17 protein-coding genes and 1 pseudogene are annotated in these 16,758 nt (G+C 68.4%); 10 read left to right on the top strand and 8 right to left on the bottom strand.

Going from position 1 to position 16,758, the window contains the following annotated elements:
- Positions 1-15: 15 nt before the first annotated feature.
- From ACFWYW_RS55025 to ACFWYW_RS55015, 3 genes are all read right to left on the bottom strand, one after another.
- Positions 16-1,227, bottom strand: coding sequence for an FAD-dependent monooxygenase (locus tag ACFWYW_RS55025; RefSeq protein WP_379622538.1), 1,212 nt, complete (start codon positions 1,225-1,227; stop codon positions 16-18).
- 129 nt (positions 1,228-1,356) lie between these two features.
- Positions 1,357-2,289 carry an NAD-dependent epimerase/dehydratase family protein gene (locus ACFWYW_RS55020; RefSeq protein ID WP_379622536.1) on the bottom strand — a complete coding sequence of 311 codons (933 nt, stop codon included), beginning with the start codon at positions 2,287-2,289 and terminating at the stop codon, positions 1,357-1,359.
- Positions 2,286-2,666, bottom strand: coding sequence for a hypothetical protein (locus ACFWYW_RS55015; protein WP_379622534.1), 381 nt, complete (start codon positions 2,664-2,666; stop codon positions 2,286-2,288). The genes ACFWYW_RS55020 and ACFWYW_RS55015 overlap by 4 nt, the downstream gene beginning before the upstream one ends.
- Before the next feature lie 163 nt (positions 2,667-2,829).
- Between ACFWYW_RS55015 and ACFWYW_RS55010 the strand changes: the two genes are divergently transcribed.
- The 3 genes from ACFWYW_RS55010 to ACFWYW_RS55000 are packed head-to-tail and all read left to right on the top strand — an operon-like array spanning position 2,830 to position 5,037.
- Positions 2,830-3,792, top strand: coding sequence for a GlxA family transcriptional regulator (locus ACFWYW_RS55010; protein ID WP_379622532.1), 963 nt, complete (start codon positions 2,830-2,832; stop codon positions 3,790-3,792).
- Positions 3,789-4,397, top strand: a complete 609-nt coding sequence (locus ACFWYW_RS55005) for a DJ-1/PfpI family protein (protein WP_379622530.1) — start codon at positions 3,789-3,791, stop codon at positions 4,395-4,397. The genes ACFWYW_RS55010 and ACFWYW_RS55005 overlap by 4 nt, the downstream gene beginning before the upstream one ends.
- 49 nt (positions 4,398-4,446) lie before the next feature.
- On the top strand, positions 4,447-5,037 hold the full coding sequence (locus ACFWYW_RS55000; protein WP_379622529.1) for a helix-turn-helix domain-containing protein: 591 nt from the start codon (positions 4,447-4,449) through the stop codon (positions 5,035-5,037).
- Between the two features lie 385 nt (positions 5,038-5,422).
- On the opposite strand, the gene ACFWYW_RS54995 is transcribed toward ACFWYW_RS55000, so the two are convergent.
- From ACFWYW_RS54995 to ACFWYW_RS54980, 4 genes are read right to left on the bottom strand one after another with little or no spacing between them, the layout of a single operon-like run.
- Positions 5,423-6,463: an ABC transporter ATP-binding protein gene (locus ACFWYW_RS54995; RefSeq protein WP_379622527.1), complete on the bottom strand. Its 1,041-nt coding sequence runs from the start codon at positions 6,461-6,463 to the stop codon at positions 5,423-5,425.
- Positions 6,464-7,270 (bottom strand): carbohydrate ABC transporter permease, encoded by an 807-nt coding sequence (locus ACFWYW_RS54990; protein ID WP_379622525.1) that lies wholly within the window; start codon positions 7,268-7,270, stop codon positions 6,464-6,466. It abuts the gene before it with no gap.
- Complete coding sequence (locus ACFWYW_RS54985) at positions 7,267-8,130, bottom strand: carbohydrate ABC transporter permease (RefSeq protein WP_379622522.1); 864 nt, start codon at positions 8,128-8,130, stop codon at positions 7,267-7,269. The genes ACFWYW_RS54990 and ACFWYW_RS54985 overlap by 4 nt, the downstream gene beginning before the upstream one ends.
- Positions 8,127-9,380 (bottom strand): ABC transporter substrate-binding protein, encoded by a 1,254-nt coding sequence (locus ACFWYW_RS54980; protein ID WP_379622520.1) that lies wholly within the window; start codon positions 9,378-9,380, stop codon positions 8,127-8,129. Before ACFWYW_RS54980 ends, ACFWYW_RS54985 begins: the two co-directional genes overlap by 4 nt.
- Positions 9,381-9,454: 74 nt before the next feature.
- Between ACFWYW_RS54980 and ACFWYW_RS54975 the strand changes: the two genes are divergently transcribed.
- Complete coding sequence (locus ACFWYW_RS54975) at positions 9,455-10,105, top strand: transcriptional regulator (protein WP_379622518.1); 651 nt, start codon at positions 9,455-9,457, stop codon at positions 10,103-10,105.
- Positions 10,106-10,126: 21 nt separating this feature from the next.
- Here ACFWYW_RS54975 and ACFWYW_RS54970 read toward each other — a convergent pair.
- Positions 10,127-11,332 (bottom strand): annotated as a pseudogene (locus tag ACFWYW_RS54970) (alpha/beta hydrolase); the annotation flags it as partial.
- A 396-nt stretch (positions 11,333-11,728) separates the two neighbouring features.
- Between ACFWYW_RS54970 and ACFWYW_RS54965 the strand changes: the two are divergent.
- The 6 genes from ACFWYW_RS54965 (at position 11,729) to ACFWYW_RS54940 (ending at position 16,662) form a co-directional block, all read left to right on the top strand.
- Positions 11,729-12,949 (top strand): sensor domain-containing protein, encoded by a 1,221-nt coding sequence (locus tag ACFWYW_RS54965; protein ID WP_379622516.1) that lies wholly within the window; start codon positions 11,729-11,731, stop codon positions 12,947-12,949.
- Positions 12,901-13,551 (top strand): response regulator, encoded by a 651-nt coding sequence (locus ACFWYW_RS54960; RefSeq protein WP_379622514.1) that lies wholly within the window; start codon positions 12,901-12,903, stop codon positions 13,549-13,551. The genes ACFWYW_RS54965 and ACFWYW_RS54960 overlap by 49 nt, the downstream gene beginning before the upstream one ends.
- 82 nt (positions 13,552-13,633) lie before the next feature.
- The gene (locus tag ACFWYW_RS54955; protein ID WP_379622634.1) at positions 13,634-13,711 is read left to right on the top strand and encodes a hypothetical protein; all 78 of its coding nucleotides are present in this window, start codon (positions 13,634-13,636) and stop codon (positions 13,709-13,711) included.
- A gap of 278 nt (positions 13,712-13,989) precedes the next feature.
- A complete protein-coding gene (locus ACFWYW_RS54950) occupies positions 13,990-14,502 on the top strand; it encodes a MarR family winged helix-turn-helix transcriptional regulator (protein WP_379622512.1) in 513 nt (170 codons plus the stop codon).
- On the top strand, positions 14,499-15,419 hold the full coding sequence (locus tag ACFWYW_RS54945; protein ID WP_379622510.1) for a DMT family transporter: 921 nt from the start codon (positions 14,499-14,501) through the stop codon (positions 15,417-15,419). The genes ACFWYW_RS54950 and ACFWYW_RS54945 overlap by 4 nt, the downstream gene beginning before the upstream one ends.
- A 49-nt stretch (positions 15,420-15,468) precedes the next feature.
- Positions 15,469-16,662, top strand: coding sequence for a trans-sulfuration enzyme family protein (locus ACFWYW_RS54940; protein ID WP_379622508.1), 1,194 nt, complete (start codon positions 15,469-15,471; stop codon positions 16,660-16,662).
- Positions 16,663-16,758 lie beyond the last annotated feature (96 nt).

Here is a 16,758-nt window from a genome sequence, read left to right as displayed (position 1 = left end):
CAGATCCGGGACGTCTCAGACGGCGGCGACGTCCACCTCTTTGTTGCTCATGTCCGGGCCTATTATCTTGCCCAGGAACTGCCCGATGGCCGGGGTGTGCACGAGGCGCATCATCAAGGTGCGCAGGATCCGCTCCTTGCGGTCATGCGGAGTGAAGATCTTGCGCATCTGCAGCGCGCTGTTCTGCTCGGTATGGATGAAAGGCCGCATCCTGGCCTCCCACGCCCGCAACGCGCCAGGCTGGTCACCCGGGTGGCGTTGCAGCATGGTGCCCAGCAACTCGGCTCCGGCGATGCCGCTGGAGGCGCCCATGCCCGCGTACAAGGTCACGCACCAGGCGGCGTCGCCGATCAGGACGACCCGCCCGCGGTGCCATCGTGGCATCTTGACCTGGTTCACGGAGTCGAACAGGTATTCCGGGGCCTGTTCGAACCGCGTGAACAACTCTTCCAGCAGCCGGCCAGTGGGTTCGGGGCCGAAGGCGGCGCGGATGGACTCGATCGGCGGACGGCGGAACTCGGCGTCGACGTCGCGCGTGCGGTAGGAGAACAGCAGGCTCGGCGTGTGGTCGGAGAAGGGGAAGATGATCGCTGAACGCCCCGGTTCGGCCAGGGACAGGCCCACGTCCAGGCCGAGGCCCTCGATCGGCTGGTCAAGGACGGTGGCGCCGATCATGTAGTTGAGCGGGTGCAGGTACTTTTCGGGTCCGAAGGCCAGCTCGCGCACGGTCGAGCGCATCCCGTCGGCGCCCACCACCAGGTCGAAGCGCTCGGGGACGGTGGCCCCGGAGACGGTGTCGAGGAGGGTGACCTCGGCCGCGGAGTCGTCCTGCGTGATCTGGGTCGGCACCGTGGAGTAGCGGATCTCCACATCGGCGGGCAGCGCGGAGAACAGGGCCTGCTCGATGTCGCCGCGCAGCAGCTGCCGGGGGATGGCGGGCAGGGCGGCCGGGCTCATTCCGGGGCTGCGGCGCCCGGCCCGGTTCACGTCATGGCTGACCATCCGGGCGGGCGTCCGATCTCCGATCGCCTCCAGGACGCCGAGCCTGCGCGCGGGGGCGGCGCCTGCCTTGAACAACATGATGAAGTACCCGCCCGCACGACGGGCGGGTGCTCGTTCCACGACCACGGGCTCCCAGCCCACCTGGCGTAGCCGCAGCGCGGTGGCGAGTCCCGCGACGCCGAGGCCAACCACCAGAGCCCGGCCGCCCTTGCCCGTTTTTGTCATGACAGCTCCTCTTGTTCGCGTCCTGAGCAGAAGGCTAATTGGGAAACTGACCAAATTGGTTCTGACGGTCAGTTCGTGCGGGTGAGATGCCTCACCGCCGGTCCTGGTCCCTCGGAAGCGCCTTCGACATCACGGCCTCTCACGGGCCTCCAGGCCCTCGCGCAAGGTACGGTGCACAGGGGTCCAGCCGAGTTCCCTGGTGGCCTTGGCATGGGAGATGCGCATCGTCGTGTCGATCATCAGGCAGCCCAGATACGGCACGGCGAGCCGGAGCAGCCATCTCGGCGTCACCACGGGCCGCGGGGTGCCGTGGGCTCGGGAGACCTCGGTGAGGAAGGCGCGCCAGCTCACCGGCTGGTCGTCCACGATGTTGTACGCCTCGCCGGCCCGGCCGCGTTCCATGGCCGCGACCGTGGCGGCGGCCGCGTCGTTCACGTGGACGAAGGAGGTGGTGGCGGTCTTGCCCCGAGGCAGGATGGGAGCCCGTTTGCGCATCATGTCGGCGAACATGTCGCTGAAGGCGTTCTTGCCGTAGAACATCCCGTACCGCAGAGCGATGCCCTCGATGCCGTCCGCGGCGAACACCTGGCTTTCGGTGGCCATGCCGGCGTCGGTGACCAGGTCCCCGATGTTGCCGACGCGGGAGCCGAAGGTGTCATCCTCGGTCAGGACGGTGTCGCCGTGATCGCGGTAGCCGTACCCGGTGATCAGTGATTGTGTGACGAACCGCCGCGCGCCGACCAGGCGCGCGGCCGCCAGGAGGTGCTCGGTCCCCCGACCGCGCAGGGCAAGGGTGGGGTCGTCGGGGCGCAGCGTACGCGGAGCGTTCCGCAGCGCTGTGGCCTGGTGCATGACCACGTCGGCGGCCCCGCCGTCGACGGCGCGGAGCAACGCGTCCCGATCCAGTACATCGGCGATCACCGGGTCCGCGCCATGCTCGGCGACCAGCCGTCGCTTGGCGGGATCGCGGATGACGGCAGTCACCTCGTGACCCGCGCCGGCCAGCGCCGACAGCAGCGGTACCCCGATCGCGCCGGTCGCTCCGGCGAGCAGGACCTTCATCGCGCTTGCTCCTTGGTCGCTCGCGCGCGCAGATGCCGGGACCGGAGGACAATGCCCACCAGTGCGAGGAGGGTCTGCGCGCCGATCACGTAGGGATCGCTCGCGGCGCCGCCGAGATGAGAGTCGATCGTGTGGTTGACCGTGTGGATCAAGCTGGCCGCCGCGAGGCCGACGAGGGCGACGAGGATGGCGTCCCGCCAGATCAGCGAGACCAGCAGGGCGACCCCGATGCCCAGGTGGAAAGCACCCAAGTCATGCAGGAAATGAACATGATTGGGATAGTTGACGAACTCGGCGAACTCGCGTGGCCACCCCCACATCCAAACGCCGAAGTACAACGTGTAGAGCGCGCTGACGATCACGACAATCTTCGTCACAGCCCGTGTCATGAAGACCTCCTGCCTCGAATGAACATCGCAAGGACGGAGCAGCCGGCGTCGGTGTGACATGAGGGCGGTCCTTGTGGCACAGGTCACCGTGGCGCGATCTGTGGGGTGTGTGTCGTTGACGCCCGGCCCGGGTTGGTCGCACCGTCGAAGTGTGCAGAAACGTCAGATCGCCTTCGTCGTCTACCCGGGCTTCCAGTCGCTCGATCTTGTCGGACCGCACGAGGTGTTCAGCCGCGCGGAGACCTACGCCGCAACGATCGTGGCGCCGGAATCCGGGCTGGTGCGCGCCGAGAGCGGGCTGCCGGTCCACGTCGCGCACGGCCTGGCCGACCTGGATCCGGCGGGCTTCGACACGCTCATCGTGGCCGGCGGGTCGGGGGTTTACGCGGCCAGGTACGACCGGCGCCTGACCGCCTGGGTCGCGGCGGCGGCGGCGAGCGCCAGGCGGGTCGCCTCGGTGTGCAGCGGCACCTTTCTGCTGGCCGAGGCCGGGTTGCTGGACGGTCGCCGGGTCACCACCCACTGGAACAGGGCTCGGCGGCTGGCGCGGGAGTATCCGCGGGTCAGCGTCGATCCGGAGCCGATCTTCATTCGTGATGGGCGCATCTGGTCGTCGGCCGGGGTGACCGCGGGGATGGATCTGGCGCTCGCCCTGATGGAGGAGGATCTGGGCCAGCGGGTGGCGCTGGAGGTCGCGCGTGACCTGGTGCTGTTTCTGCGCAGGCCGGGCGGGCAGTCGCAGTTCAGCGTGGGGTTGTGGTCGGTACGGCCGGCCAGCGACCCCATCCGCGAGGCGGTGTCGTCGATCCATTCGGCGCCCGGCGCCCGGCACGACATCGCCGATCTGGCCGAGCAGGCGGGGCTCAGCACCCGCCACCTGCAACGTCGTTTCACCGCCGAGGTCGGCATCCCGCCCGCCGCCTATGTCGAACGTGTGCGGTTGGAGGCCGCGCAGCGAGCACTTGAGGAGGGCGGGGACCCCGTCGACGCCATCGCGCGCCGGTTGGGCTTCGGCACGGCCGAGACCTTGCGGCGTGCTTTCCATCGGCGCCTGGGGGTCGCCCCTTCGGACTATCGCGACCGATTCCGTTCCGCTCTGAGAGGATCGTCATGACCACCTACGGACTCCTGGTCTTCAACAGCGCCGAGGAACTCGACTTCGTCGGCCCCTGGGAGGTCTTCATGGCCTCCAGGATGCTCCGCGAAGACGCCGACGCCGGCGTGCTCGTCGCCGAACGGTCCGAACCCGTCCAGTGCAGCAAGGGCATGCGCGTGCTGCCGCATCACACGCTCGATGACCATCCGCCGCTCGACGTGCTGCTGGTTCCCGGCGGCAACGGTGCGCGGCGGGTCGAGCCGAACAACCCGGTCGTGACCGGCTGGATCGCCAAGACCTCCGAGCGGGCCGCGTGGACGGTCGGCGTGTGCACGGGAGCGTTCCTGCTGCATGCCGCCGGGCCGGCGCGCGGCCGCCGCGTGGCCACCCACTGGAACCACGAGGACTCGCTGGAGGCTCTCGGCGACGTCACCGTCGTCCGCGACGCGCGTTACGTCGTCGACGGCAATCTCCTCACCAGCCAGGGCGTCTCCGCGGGGATCGACGCCGCGCTCTGGCTCGTGGGGCGGCTGCATGGACGCGAGCACGCGCGGGCCGTGCGCCGCATGATTCAGTACGAGCCGGCGCCGCCGTACATGGCCGACGAGCCGCTGGCGCTCTAGCGGGTGATTTATAGTTCACTGGCAAGTGCACTTACAGCAGGGGTGGCGCATGACCAGCTTGCATGACCTGACCGGTACGCTCGCCGCCAACGTGCGAGGAAACCGCCAGGCTCGCGGCTGGACGCTGGATGAGATGGCCGAGCGATGCGGTCTGAGCCGGCGCATGATCGTGCAGATCGAACAGGGGCAATCCAACCCCAGTATCGCCACCTTGTTGCGTATCTCCGATGCCCTCGGGCTGGGCCTGCCCCAGCTCGTGGCGCTTCAGCAACCGCCCAAGCCGAAGGTCGTCCGTTCCGGGCAGGGCCCGCGGCTGTGGCGGGGGACTCACGGCGGCCACGCGCACCTGGTGGCCGGCTCGGGCCCGCCCGACGTGCTGGAGCTGTGGGATTGGACGCTCCATCCCGCGGAGTCGCACAGCAGTGAGGCACACTCGCCGGGCACCGTCGAACACCTGCTCGTCATCAGTGGCGAAGTCGATCTCCGGGTCTCCGACGAGGTGCGGCGCCTGCTTCCCGGTGACGCCGTGAGCTTCAACGGAGACCAGCCGCACAGCTATGCCAATCATCCGGACGCCGAGGGTCCGGCTCGATTCGCGCTCAGCGTTCTTCAACCCGGAGTGGGCGCCGCGACAGGCTGATGACAAGGGAGTGATCGCTCTGGATCCATCGATCGTCGACCAGCAACTGGACGCGGTGATCCGGTCATTGACCGCGACCGTCGACGGGGACGTGGTCGCCTGGCCGCCGGAGACGCGGTCGCCGGCGACATCATCAGCTGGACCGAGAGCGCCGCCGGCCACACCTTCGTCACCAACAGCAGTCGCAGGTGGGCGGACGCCTCCATCCTCGCCGGCACGCCGGAAGCCCAGGTACGGGCCGCCGAATCCCGCATCACGTCGTTCTACGCGAATCACTGATTCCGCCACCCGGCTTGCACTAGAGAGTGCATTATGGTGCATTTCGGAAGGGTGCGGACAGCTCCGCGCTCCGAAAGGGAGTCCGGAATGGGGGCTGACGGAACGGCTACGCCTGCCGCTCACCCGTTTCCGCGTCGAACCAGGACGCGCCGGTCAGGTCCAGGTCGACCCGGCACTCGCTCCCGGGCGCGAACGTCAGGTCGCCCGGCATGCGCGCATTGTGCAGTTCGGGGCCGTCCAGGGTGAAGGCGATCACGGTCTCGGCGCCCAGGTGTTCGACGACCACCACCTTGCCGCGCACCCCGCCCGGTTCTGCGGAGATCGTCACCTTTTCCGCGCGTACGCCGAGCAGCCGCCCGTCCCGGGGCAGGAGGTTCATCGGCGGGCTGCCGATGAAGCGGGCGACGAAGGTGTTGGCCGGCCGGTCGTAGATCTCCTTCGGCGTGCCGTACTGCTGGATGACGCCCTCGTTCATCACGATGATGCGCGTGCCCATGGTCATCGCCTCGACCTGGTCGTGTGTGACGTACACGAAGCTCTTGCGTACCCGCTGGTAGAGCGCGCTGATCTCGGCGCGCATCTGCGTGCGCAGCTTGGCGTCGAGGTTCGACAGCGGCTCGTCGAGGAGGTAGAGCGACGGCTCACGCACCAGGGCGCGGGCGACGGCGACCCGCTGGCGCTGCCCACCGGACAGGGTCTTGGGCCGCCGGTCCAGGTGCGCGGTCAGCTCCATCATCGCGGCCACCTCCTCCACGCGGTCGCGCACCGCGGGATCGCGCAGGAACTTCCGGCGCATCAGCCGGTTGACCACCGGGAAATGGTGATACCAGCGGAAACGGCCCATGAGGAGCGGGAAGGCGATGTTCGCTCGTACTGTCATGTGCGGATACAGGGCGTAGGACTGGAAGACGAAGGCGATACGCCGCTCGCGCGGTTCGAGCCCGTTCACCTTCACGCCGTCGAACTCCAGCGTGCCGCTGGTGATGTCGGTCAGCCCGGCGATCATGCGGAGCATGGTCGACTTCCCGCACCCGGAAGGCCCCAGCAGGACGAGGAACTCCTGGTCGGGAACCTCCGCGTCGAAGTTCTTGATGACGCTGACGTCACCGAAGCTCTTGGTGACCGCGTCGAAGCGAATGTTCGGCATCTAACCCTTCACCGACCCAGAGGTGAGCCCGCTCACGATCCTGCGCTGGACCAGCAGGAAGAAGATGATGGCCGGCACCGTGAAGATCAGGGCCGCGGTCATCACCGTGCCGAGCGGCGTGACGAACTCGCCGACGTAGGAGGCCAGTCCCTTGGACGCCGGCCACTTCTCCTTGTCGACCATGAACGTGTTGGCGAACAGGAATTCGTTCCACCCGTCGAAGAACGTGATGACGGCGGCCGCGGCCACCGACGGCATCACCAGCGGGAGGATGATCTGGGGGAGCATCGCGTACTGCGGGCAGCCGTCCACCCGCGCCGACTCTTCGATCTCGATCGGGATCCGATCCATCGCGCTCTTCATGATCCACACGGCGACCGGCATCGCGAAGGCCGTATTGGCGAGCACGAGCCCGCCGAGGTCGTTGAGCAGCCCCACCACCAGGAAGATCGCGTAGAGCGGCACGACGACCAGCGCTTCGGGCAGCATCTGCGTGGCGAACAACGCGAAGCCGAACACGCCCTTCCCGCGGAACCGATAGCGAGAAAGGGCATAACCCGCCAGTACGGCGAGCAGCAGGCTCAGCAGCGTCGTGCCGAACGCCACGAAGGCGCTGTTGGTCAGCCAGCCCAGCATCGGACCGAGCGCGCCGAAATCCAGCCCGCCAGGGTCGGGCACCAGCGGCGGCGACGCGGAGAAGATCTCCTCGGTGGTCCGTGTGGCCGTCGTCAGCATCCAGTAGAGCGGGAAGCCCGTGCCGATCACCAGCACGAGCACTGCGAGAAAACGCAGGATCCGGCCGATCACCACGCCTCCTCCCTTCTGTCGAGCAGGAAGTGGGCCACCGTCACCAGCGCCGCCAGCAGCAGTCCGACGGTTCCCAGCGCCGCCGACAACCCCAGGTCGGAGTTGAGGAACGACTCGCGGTACACGCTGATCACCACCGTGTTCGTGGCCTCGACCGGTCCGCCTTGGGTGAGCAGCCAGATGATGTCGAAGCGCCGCAGCGACCAGATCGTCATCAGCAGGGCCACGATCCTGAGCGTGGGGGTGAGGAACGGGAAGACGATGTCCCGGAAGGTGTTGACCGGGTCGGCGCCGTCCACCCGCGCCGACTCGTAGAGTTCGTCGGGCACCGACTGCAGCGCGGCGAGCACGACGAGCATGACGAAGGGGAAGACCTTCCAGATCGAGGCCACCGTGACCGCCGTCAGGGCCCAGGTGGTGTCGGTGAGCCAGCCTTGGCCGTCGAAACCGAGCGCGCGCACGCCCCGGTTCAGCACCCCGCTGTCGTTGTTGTAGATCCACACGAAGATCAGGGCGACCGCCACGGTCGGTACCGCCCAGGGCATCGTGAGGATGGTCCGCGCCGCCGTACGCCCGGGGAAGGTGCGGTTCAGCAGAACGGCGGCCAGCGTCCCGAGCAGGAGAGAACCGGCTACGGTCGCCGCCGAATAGACGAGGGTGACCACGAGCGAGTGGTAGAAGCCGGGCTCGCCCAGCAGGTTGGCATAGTGCTCGAACCCGATGAACTCTCCGGCCGTGGGATTGAGCAGCTTGGCGTCGGTGACGCTCAGCCACAGGCCGTTGAGCAGCGGCGCGGCGGTCAGCAGAACCAGGTAGACCGCCGCTCCCGCGATGAGGAGGTACGGCAAGCGCCGGGTCACGCCAGTTTCTCCGCCTCCTGTTGAGCCCTCTTCAGTGCCGCCGCCGGGTCCTCGTCCTGCACCAGGACCTTCTCGATCTCCTGCAGCACGATGTGCCTGATCTGGGGCGTCTTGGTCTCGAAGCCGTCGATCACCGCGTCGCTGGAGTTCGGCGCCTGTTCGCGGAAGGTCTCGACCCACGGGTTCTCGGTCAGGAACGCCCGCGGTGGCTGGGCGTCGGTGCCGATCACGCTGGCGCCCAGCGCGGCGGCGGCCGACTCCTGCGCCCGGGCCGAGAAGAACCACTTCAGCCAGTCCTTGGCCAGCGCCTTGTTCTTGCTGTTCTTGTTGATTCCGACGAAGAAGCTCGCGTGGCTGGAGCCCTGGCCGGGGAAAGGCAGTTTGCCCGCGCCGACCCCGCTCGCGCTGGGAACGACCTGGTTACCGTTGACCATGGTGAACAACGCGGAGCTGTTGTCGATCATCATTCCGATCTTGCCCTCTTTGAACTTCGACCGGAAGGTGGAGGCGTCGTCGCCGACGGACATCGCGCCGCTGTCGTACATCTGCTTGTACGCGGTGACCGCCGCGACGTTCTCCGGCGAGTCGATGGTGAGCTTGCCGCCCCGCGACCAGCCGCCGCCGAACCCGTACGGCCAGTTGGAGAAGTCGATCCACCAGGGCGCCTCCTCGTTGATCTGATGCCGTACGGCGAAGCCGGGATTGCCGGTCTTGTCCTTGATGGCCTTGGCCGCCGCGACCAGGCCGGGCAGGTCGGTGGGCGGTTCGACGCCGGCCTCTTTCAGCAGCTTCTCGTTCCAGAACAACGCGTAGTTGACGATCTCCCAGGCGTACGCGAGCTGCTCCTCCTTGAAGACGGCCGCCTTGTTGCCGTTGTTCAGCTTGGCCTTGTCCTCGGGGGCGAGCACGTCACCGACCGGTTCGAGCAGGCCGTTCTGGGCCAGTTCCGGGAAGAAGGTATCGGGGATGAGGAGAATATCCGGCCCGCCGCGCGCGCCCATCTGCGTCTTGAGCGTGCTCTCGTAATCCTTGCGGGTGATCGCCTGCTGCTTCAGCCTGGCCTTGGGATTGGCCTGCTGGTAGCCGGTCACCGCTTTCCATAGCTGGTCACCGCGGTTGGGTTCGAGCCACTGGAAGTTCGCGAAGACGAGTTCCCCGCCCTCGTCGGCCGGCTTGCCCGTACCGCCGCCTCCGCCGCAAGCCGTCACGGCCAGCACCGCCGCCGTTAATAAGGCTCCGAGTTTGCGCATGGCCAAGTGTGGTCAGAACTTTTACAACGAATCAATATGCTGGACAAAAAATCTGTCAATGGGACACTGTCCGCGTGAGCGCCATCGAGGAGTTCGAGCCGCTGCTGCGCCCCATCATGAAGGCGATCGCGGCGGCCGTCGGCCCGCATTGCGAGGTCGTGCTGCATGACCTGTCACGCCACGACATGCACAAGACCATCGCCGCCATCGAGAACGGCCACGTGACCGGGCGTCAGGTGGGAGGCCCTTCGACCAACCTCGGCCTTGAGGTGCTCAAGACCGAGGCGGAGGACCACGACGAGTTCGGCTACCGGGCCCGTACCAAAGACGGCCGGGAACTGCGCTCCTCCTCGGTCTACATCCGCGACGACTCCGGGCGGGTGGTCGCGGCCTTCTGTATCAACGTGGACATGACACCCCTGCAGGCCGCACGGGCCAACCTGGCGGCGATCCTCGACGGGGACGCGCCGGTGCGCGAGGAGATCTTCGCGAGCGACATCGTCGAGGTGCTGGACAACCTCATCGAGACCGCGATCGGCGGGAGGTCAGTGGCCCTGATGTCCAAGGACGACAAGCTGGAGGTTCTCCGGTTCCTGGACGCCAAGGGGGCCTTCTTCGTGAAACGCTCCATCGACCGCATCGCCCGCCGGCTGGGCATTTCCCGGGTGACCGCGTACAACTACCTCGACCAGATCCGCACCACCCCGACGAAGCCCGCGCTCTGAAACGGCTGGGCAGGAAGCGTCCTTCCCGGGCAGGACGCCGTCGCCGATCCAGTCGGCGATGTGCCTGTCGGCGCACTTGTTGCCGTTGCCGAGGATCGCGTGGTTCCATCCCTCCACGGTGACGAACGCCGCCCGTCGTCCCAAGGCGCGACGGGTGGCGAGGGCCCCGCCCAGATCGGAGATCCGGTCTCGGGTGTTGTTCAGCATGAGGATGTTCCGCGGGCCGTACGCGTCGGCCCTGACCGGTTCGCCGGTCGGCTCGCCCGGCCAGAAGGCGCAGGCGCTGACGTTGGCGAATCCGCCCCGGGTGATGGGGTAGCGCCTGGCGTCCACCCGCGTGTTGCGCCGGTAGACCTCGATGTCACGCGGCCACGCGGTGTCGGAGCACTGAATGGCGAGAAAGGCGGAGACTTCCCGGTCGCCGTCGGCGGTGGCCCCGGTGGTCAAGGCGTTCAGGAGCGCTGCCACGGCCGGCTCTGGCGGGGCGCCCGGCAGCCTGCCGAGAAACTGGATCAGGCCGGCGAGGGAGGGGAAGGCGCCGTTGGAGCGAAGCAGCGCGTACGTCGCCCTGCGCAGCTCGCGCCCGTCCATGGTGAACGCGCCGACGCGGATCGGCGCCGCGTCCAGCCGGGTGCCCAGCGCGAGAAAACGGGCACGGACGGCGGCGGCCTCCGAGCCGAGACCAAGGGTCTGGTCCTGGCCGCCCGCCCATGCCGCGAAGTCGTCGAAACGGAGCTCGGAGGCCCGGCCGATCAGGCGGTTCTGGTGATACCAGCCGTGTTCGCTGTCGACATTGGAGTCCAGGGTGATCCGATCGGTGTGCGGGGTGAACATCGACGCGTACGCGACTCCCAGGTAGGTGCCGTAGGAGTTGCCGTAGAAGGAGATCTTCCGTTCGCCGAGCGCCTGGCGCAGCAGGTCCATGTCCCTGGCCGTGTTGGCGGTGGTGAGGTGAGGCAGAATGGCTCCGGCTCGGCGCTCGCAGGACGTGGCGATCGACTCCGCCGTGGCGGCGTCGTCGTGGTGCGGGAACGGCACCTGCGAGTACACGATCTGCTCGTCGGTCAGCCCGCAGGAGATCGCGTTGCTCCTGCCGGTTCCCCGCGGATCAAACCCGATCAGGTCGAACCGCGCGAACGCCCGTCGCACGGACGGCGGGCCGACTCCGGCCAGGCCCACGGTGTAGGCCAGTCCCGGCACCCCTGGGCCGCCGGGGTTGGCGAGCATCACACCCCGCCGGTCGGGACCGGTGGCGGGAACCCGGGACACGGCGATGCCGATGGTCTGTCCTCGCGGTTTCCCATGGTCCAAGGGCACGCGCAGGGTGGCGCACCTGGCCTCGGCGGGCCAGCCGCCGGAGGGTGCGGAATCGGCCGGGCACGGCCCCCAGTCCAGGGGCTCGCCCCCGGCCGCGGCCACCGCCGACGTGCAGGAAGCGGCCACGAGAGTCGCTAGAGCGATGATTTTGCCGATCACACGTGATCTCCTTCTCCGATGGACGAGACCACATCGTTTCCGGCCCCACGCCGAGGCGGCCACGGGCCTGGGCCCCCGATCATGGGGGCCTACACCCCCTGCGGGCGGGACGGTGACGCGGGAGAATGGGTCGTCATGCAAGGGGAGATGACCGCGCGGCGATTCGGCGCGCACGTCCGGCGCCGGATGGCGTCCGCAGGCGGCCTCGTGCTGGGCCTCCTCACCGGTGCCGCAGCGTTGTCCTTGGTGGTGCTGGTCGTGGCCGGGCTGATCCTGGTGCCGGTCGCCGGCCTTGGCCTGCCCGTTCTGATCGAGGCGCTGGTGCTGGTCAGGGCACTGGCCGGGCTGCACGGCCGATGGGCCGCGCGCGTGCTCGGCACCCCATCCTCCGGTTCGTACGGCGAGCGGCCCCAGCGCCGGCTCGGCGCGCGGTTGCGCGACCCGCGTACACGTCGCGAGATCCGCTGGCTGCTCGCCTGCGGGCCGGTCGCGGCCGGTACCACGCTCGTGCCCGGCGCGCTCGTGGCCGGGGCCGTGGCGGTGATGAGCAAGCCGAAAGATCTCGCCGGTACGGTGGCGCAGGCGTTCGCGGCCGCACTGCTGGTGCTGATCGCCTGGTTGCTGCTGCCCTGGCTGTGCCGCCTGCAGGCGAGGATCACGTGGAACCTCCTGGTTCCGGCCGATCGCGCCGAACTGGCCGCACGGGTGGCCGAGCTGACCGCCTCACGGTCGATGGCCGTCGACACGCAGGCGGCCGAGCTTCGGCGGATCGAACGTGATCTGCACGACGGCGCGCAGGCCCGGTTGGTCGCGCTCTCGATGAGCCTGGGACTGGCCGAGCAATCGATCGCCGGCGATCCCGAACAAGCCCGCCGCCTCGTGATGGAGGCCCGGGAGTCCGCGACCACCGCGCTGGCCGAACTCCGCGATCTGGTCCGGGGCGTTCATCCACCTGTCCTGGCCGACCGGGGCCTGCCGGGTGCGCTGGAGGCGGCCGCGCTGCTGTGCCCCGTGCCGGTGCGGGTGGAGGGCGGTGTGCAGGGGCGCCCGCCGGCGCCGGTGGAGTCGGCGGCCTACTTCGCCGCCGTCGAGGCGCTGACGAACGTGGCCAAGCACAGCTCGGCGGACCGCGCCTGGCTGGGCCTGGCCTACGACGGCGGCGTGTTGAGGTTGGTCGTGGGGGACGACGGTGTCGGCGGCGCGAGCCTGGATCATGGCAGGGGTCTGGCAGGGGTTCGGAGCCGGTTGTCCGTCTTCGACGGCACGCTCACCGTCCGCAGCCCGCGCGGCGGGCCGACCGAGATCATCATGGAGGTGCCATGCGCGTTGTCGTCGCCGAAGATCACGCTCTCCTCAGAGACGGGCTGATCCGGCTGCTGGTGGCGTACGACTTCGACGTCGTGGACGCCGTCGCCACCGGCCCGCTGCTGCTGGAGGCGTTGACCCGGCACCGGCCGGACATCGCCGTGGTGGACGTACGGCTGCCGCCGACCCTCACCGACGACGGCCTGCGAGCGGTCATCCAGGCACGACGCACCCAGCCCGGCCTGCCGGTCCTGATCCTGTCGCAGTACGTCGAGCAGCTCTACGCCAAGGAACTCCTCTCCAGCGGCAGCGGGATCGGCTACCTGCTCAAGGACCGGATCGGCGATGTGACCGAGTTCGTCGACGCCGTCAGGAGAGTCGCCGCCGGAGGCACCGCGATGGACGGCGAAGTGATCGCACAACTCCTCACCCGGCGCGGCCGGGACGAACCGCTCGCCGAACTGACGCCCCGGGAACACGAGGTCCTGCGGCTCATGGCCGAGGGACGCTCGAACGCCGCCATCGCCGGACGGCTGTTCATCACCGAGAAGTCGGTCGGCAAGTACACGACCGGCATCTTCCTCAAACTGGGGCTGGCACCTTCTGACGACGACAATCGTCGCGTGCGGGCCGTCCTGGCCTACTTGCAGTCCGATCCGCGTTAGGTGCCGCTGCCGGTTAAGCAAAATTGCGCACTTGGAAATATTGACGATCGCCCTGGGAGGCGACCGGCTGCGGGCCCGCTACGTGGTCGGCTGCGATGGCGGCCGCAGTATCGTGCGCAAAGCGCGGCGGCATCGGGTTTCCCGGCTCCACCAGCAGTGAAGTCTCCAGGATGGGCGAGGTGGAGCTGCCGGCCACCGAGGCTCTCCGGCAGGACTTCGGCGAACTCCTCCGGTACGACCACCCGCTCCAGGCCCTCACCACCTGGTTCGGGATTGCCAAGGAGTGACACGCTTCTACCTGTTCACGCCTCTGCCCGCGTACCACGAAGACCGGGTGGTTCTGATCGGGGACGCCGCCCATCCGGTCACCGCCGCCACGCGCAACCTGGTCACCAGGATGATCTTGACAAACATATGCATGAGTTATATAAATGAGTCATGTGTTATCGGACGGCCAATGTTCTCGGTGCGCTCGGCATCGCCCTGACCGATGCGCAGAATGCGGTGCTCGGGGCGTCGTCGGGGCTGGCGCCGACGGACGCGGCGGCGCTCAACGCGGTGGCGGTGGCGCCCGGATGCAGCATCGGGGCGATGCAGGTCGCTCTGGGGATCACGCAACCCGGCACGGTCCGCGCCGTGGATCGGCTCGCCGGCGCGGGGCTGGTGGAGCGTCGTGCGGGCATGGACGGTCGTACGGTGTCGCTCCATCTGACGTCGGCAGGCCAGGAACTGTGGCAACGGCAGGCTGACGCCCGCCTCGATTGGCTGCGGCAGACGATCGAACGGTTGCCGGCCGCCGAACGTGCCGATGTCGAGCGGGTGGTCTCGGCGCTGCTGACCGCCGTTACCGGTGACGAGGAGTCGGCGGAGCGGATCTGCCGGTTGTGCGATGAATACCGCTGCCCGCAGGATCGGTGCCCCGTTACCCTCGCGATAGGACCGGGCTCATGAAGGCCGGTGGGCCGCTGCTGATGGTCGCCAGCGCGGCTACGTGGGCCGCCGGGCTGGTGCTGACCAAGGTGGCGCTCGACGTGACCGGGGCGGCTCCCGGCTCGGTGCTGGTGGTGCAGCTGATCGCTTCCGTCGGCGCACTCGCCGTCGCCTGCTCGCTCACCCGATGCTCGCTCAAGGGCGCGTGGCGGCAGGGCTGGGTGGGTCTGCTGGAGCCTGGGGTCGCCTACCAGTTCGCCCTCGCCGGGCTCGCGCTCACCAGCGCCGCCAACGCGAGCGTGCTGGGGAGTCTGGAGCCGGTGATGGTGCCGCTCATCGCCTGGGCGCTGCTACGCCAGCGACCGCAGCGGCGGCTCATCGTCGTCATCGGGGGCGCCACGGTGGGATCGGCGCTGGTGTCGTTCTCGTCCGGCGCGGGGGGCGGTTCGTGGGCAGGAGACGGCCTCGTCGTCGCGAGCGTGGTCGCGGCCGCTGTCTATGTGGTGGTGGCCTCCAGGCAGGTCGCCACCACCGGGCCGCTGGCGGCGGCGCTCACGCAGCAGGTGTGGGCGCTGGGGTTCGTGATCGCCTGTCAGCTCATTCTGGGGGGCCAGTTGGTGTGGTCCTCGGCCACGCCTGCCCAGCTTCTGCTGGTCGCCGCGGCGGGCGTCCTCAACTACGCGTTGCCGTTCTGGCTCTATCTGACCGCCCTCACGCGGATGCCGGTGGCGCGCGCGGCCACCTACCTCACCCTGATCCCGGTGTTCGGGGTGCTGGGCGCCGTGCTCGTGCTGGGGGAGCGCCTGACGTGGCTCGACCTCGTCGGCGGCGTCCTCGTGGTGGGCAGCCTGGTCGTCGACGCGCGCAGGGCCCCCGCGGACGACGGCGTACGCGACAAAGAGGAAGCTCGACTCGGCAACCCTGACCCTTGCCCATAATGCACTTCAAAGTGCATTATGGTGCACTATGGGAACGGATACGGCTGACATGGGCTTCAGCACCCTCGCGGTGCATGGCGGGGTGGCTCTCGATCCCGTCACAGGAGCCATCGGGCCGCACATCGCGACCTCGACGAACTTCGCCGCGGAGTACGGAAGCATCGGATTCAGCGCCGAGGCCACGGTCGAGGCGGAGGTGCCCTTCGCCTACGCACGCGAAGGCCATCCGAACGCGGCCCAACTCGAAGAGAAGTTGGCTCTGCTGGACGGCGCGCAGGCGGCGGTGGTGTTCGCCACGGGGATCGCGGCGATCTCGGGACTGATGCTTCAGGTGCTCTCGCCCGGCGATCACCTGCTGGTCGGTGACGTCAGCTATGCCGGCACCGCTGAACTCACCCGGGGGCTGTTGCCCGGCCTGGGGATCGAGGTGAGCATCGCCGACATGTCGGATCTCGACGACGTCCGCGCGGCGTTGCGTCCGAACACCCGCCTCGTCTACGCCGAGACGCCGTGTAACCCGGTACTCAAGCTGGCGGACATACCGGCACTCGCGCAGATCGCGCACGACCATGGAGCGGAGCTGTGTGTCGACGGGACCTTCGCCACACCCGCGGTCACCCGCCCCCTGCGACTCGGGGCCGACTACGTGGTGTACTCCCTGACCAAGTACATGGGCGGTCATGGCGACGCACTGGGGGGAGCGGTGCTCGGCAGGGCGGAACCGATGGATCGCCTGCGGCGCCACATCGGGGTTCACCTCGGCGGCACCCTCAGCGCCTTCAACTGCTGGCTCATCCTTCGCGGGCTGGAGACGTTGCCGATCCGGATGGCCGCCCACGCGCGAGGAGCCACGCGGGTGGCGCGCTTCCTTCAAGATCATCCCAAGGTCCTGTCGGTCCGGTATCCCGGTCTGCCGTCCCACCCGCAACACGCCCTGGCTCGGCGACAGATGATCAGCCCGTCCGGCATGGTGTCCTTCACGGTCGCGGACCATGAGAAGTTCGGTCGGGGACTCAAGGGCAACCTGCGGGTCTTCTCTTACGCGGCCTCGCTGGGCCTGACGCGAAGCCTCATTCTGGAGGCCCGGACGGCCGACCTTCAGCGCACGACCTTCAAGCTCGACGCGGAGCACCTCCGGCGCTACCGGGACTGGGCGGGCGAAGGATTCTTCCGTTTGTCGATCGGGCTGGAGGATCCAGAGGACCTGTGCGCCGACCTCGAACGGGCCCTGTCAGTGATCTAGCTGTACTGACCACGGAGGTTAGGTACAGGGGTTGATCGGTTTGGCATAAGGAAGGGCTTCCGGGTTCGGTGTGGATTGCGAGATCTGCACCGTGAA

Source organism: Nonomuraea sp. NPDC059023 (assembly GCF_042740095.1).
GTDB lineage: Bacteria > Actinomycetota > Actinomycetes > Streptosporangiales > Streptosporangiaceae > Nonomuraea.
Note: the sequence above shows the minus strand (reverse complement) of the source record. Positions and strands in the feature narration are given on the sequence as shown.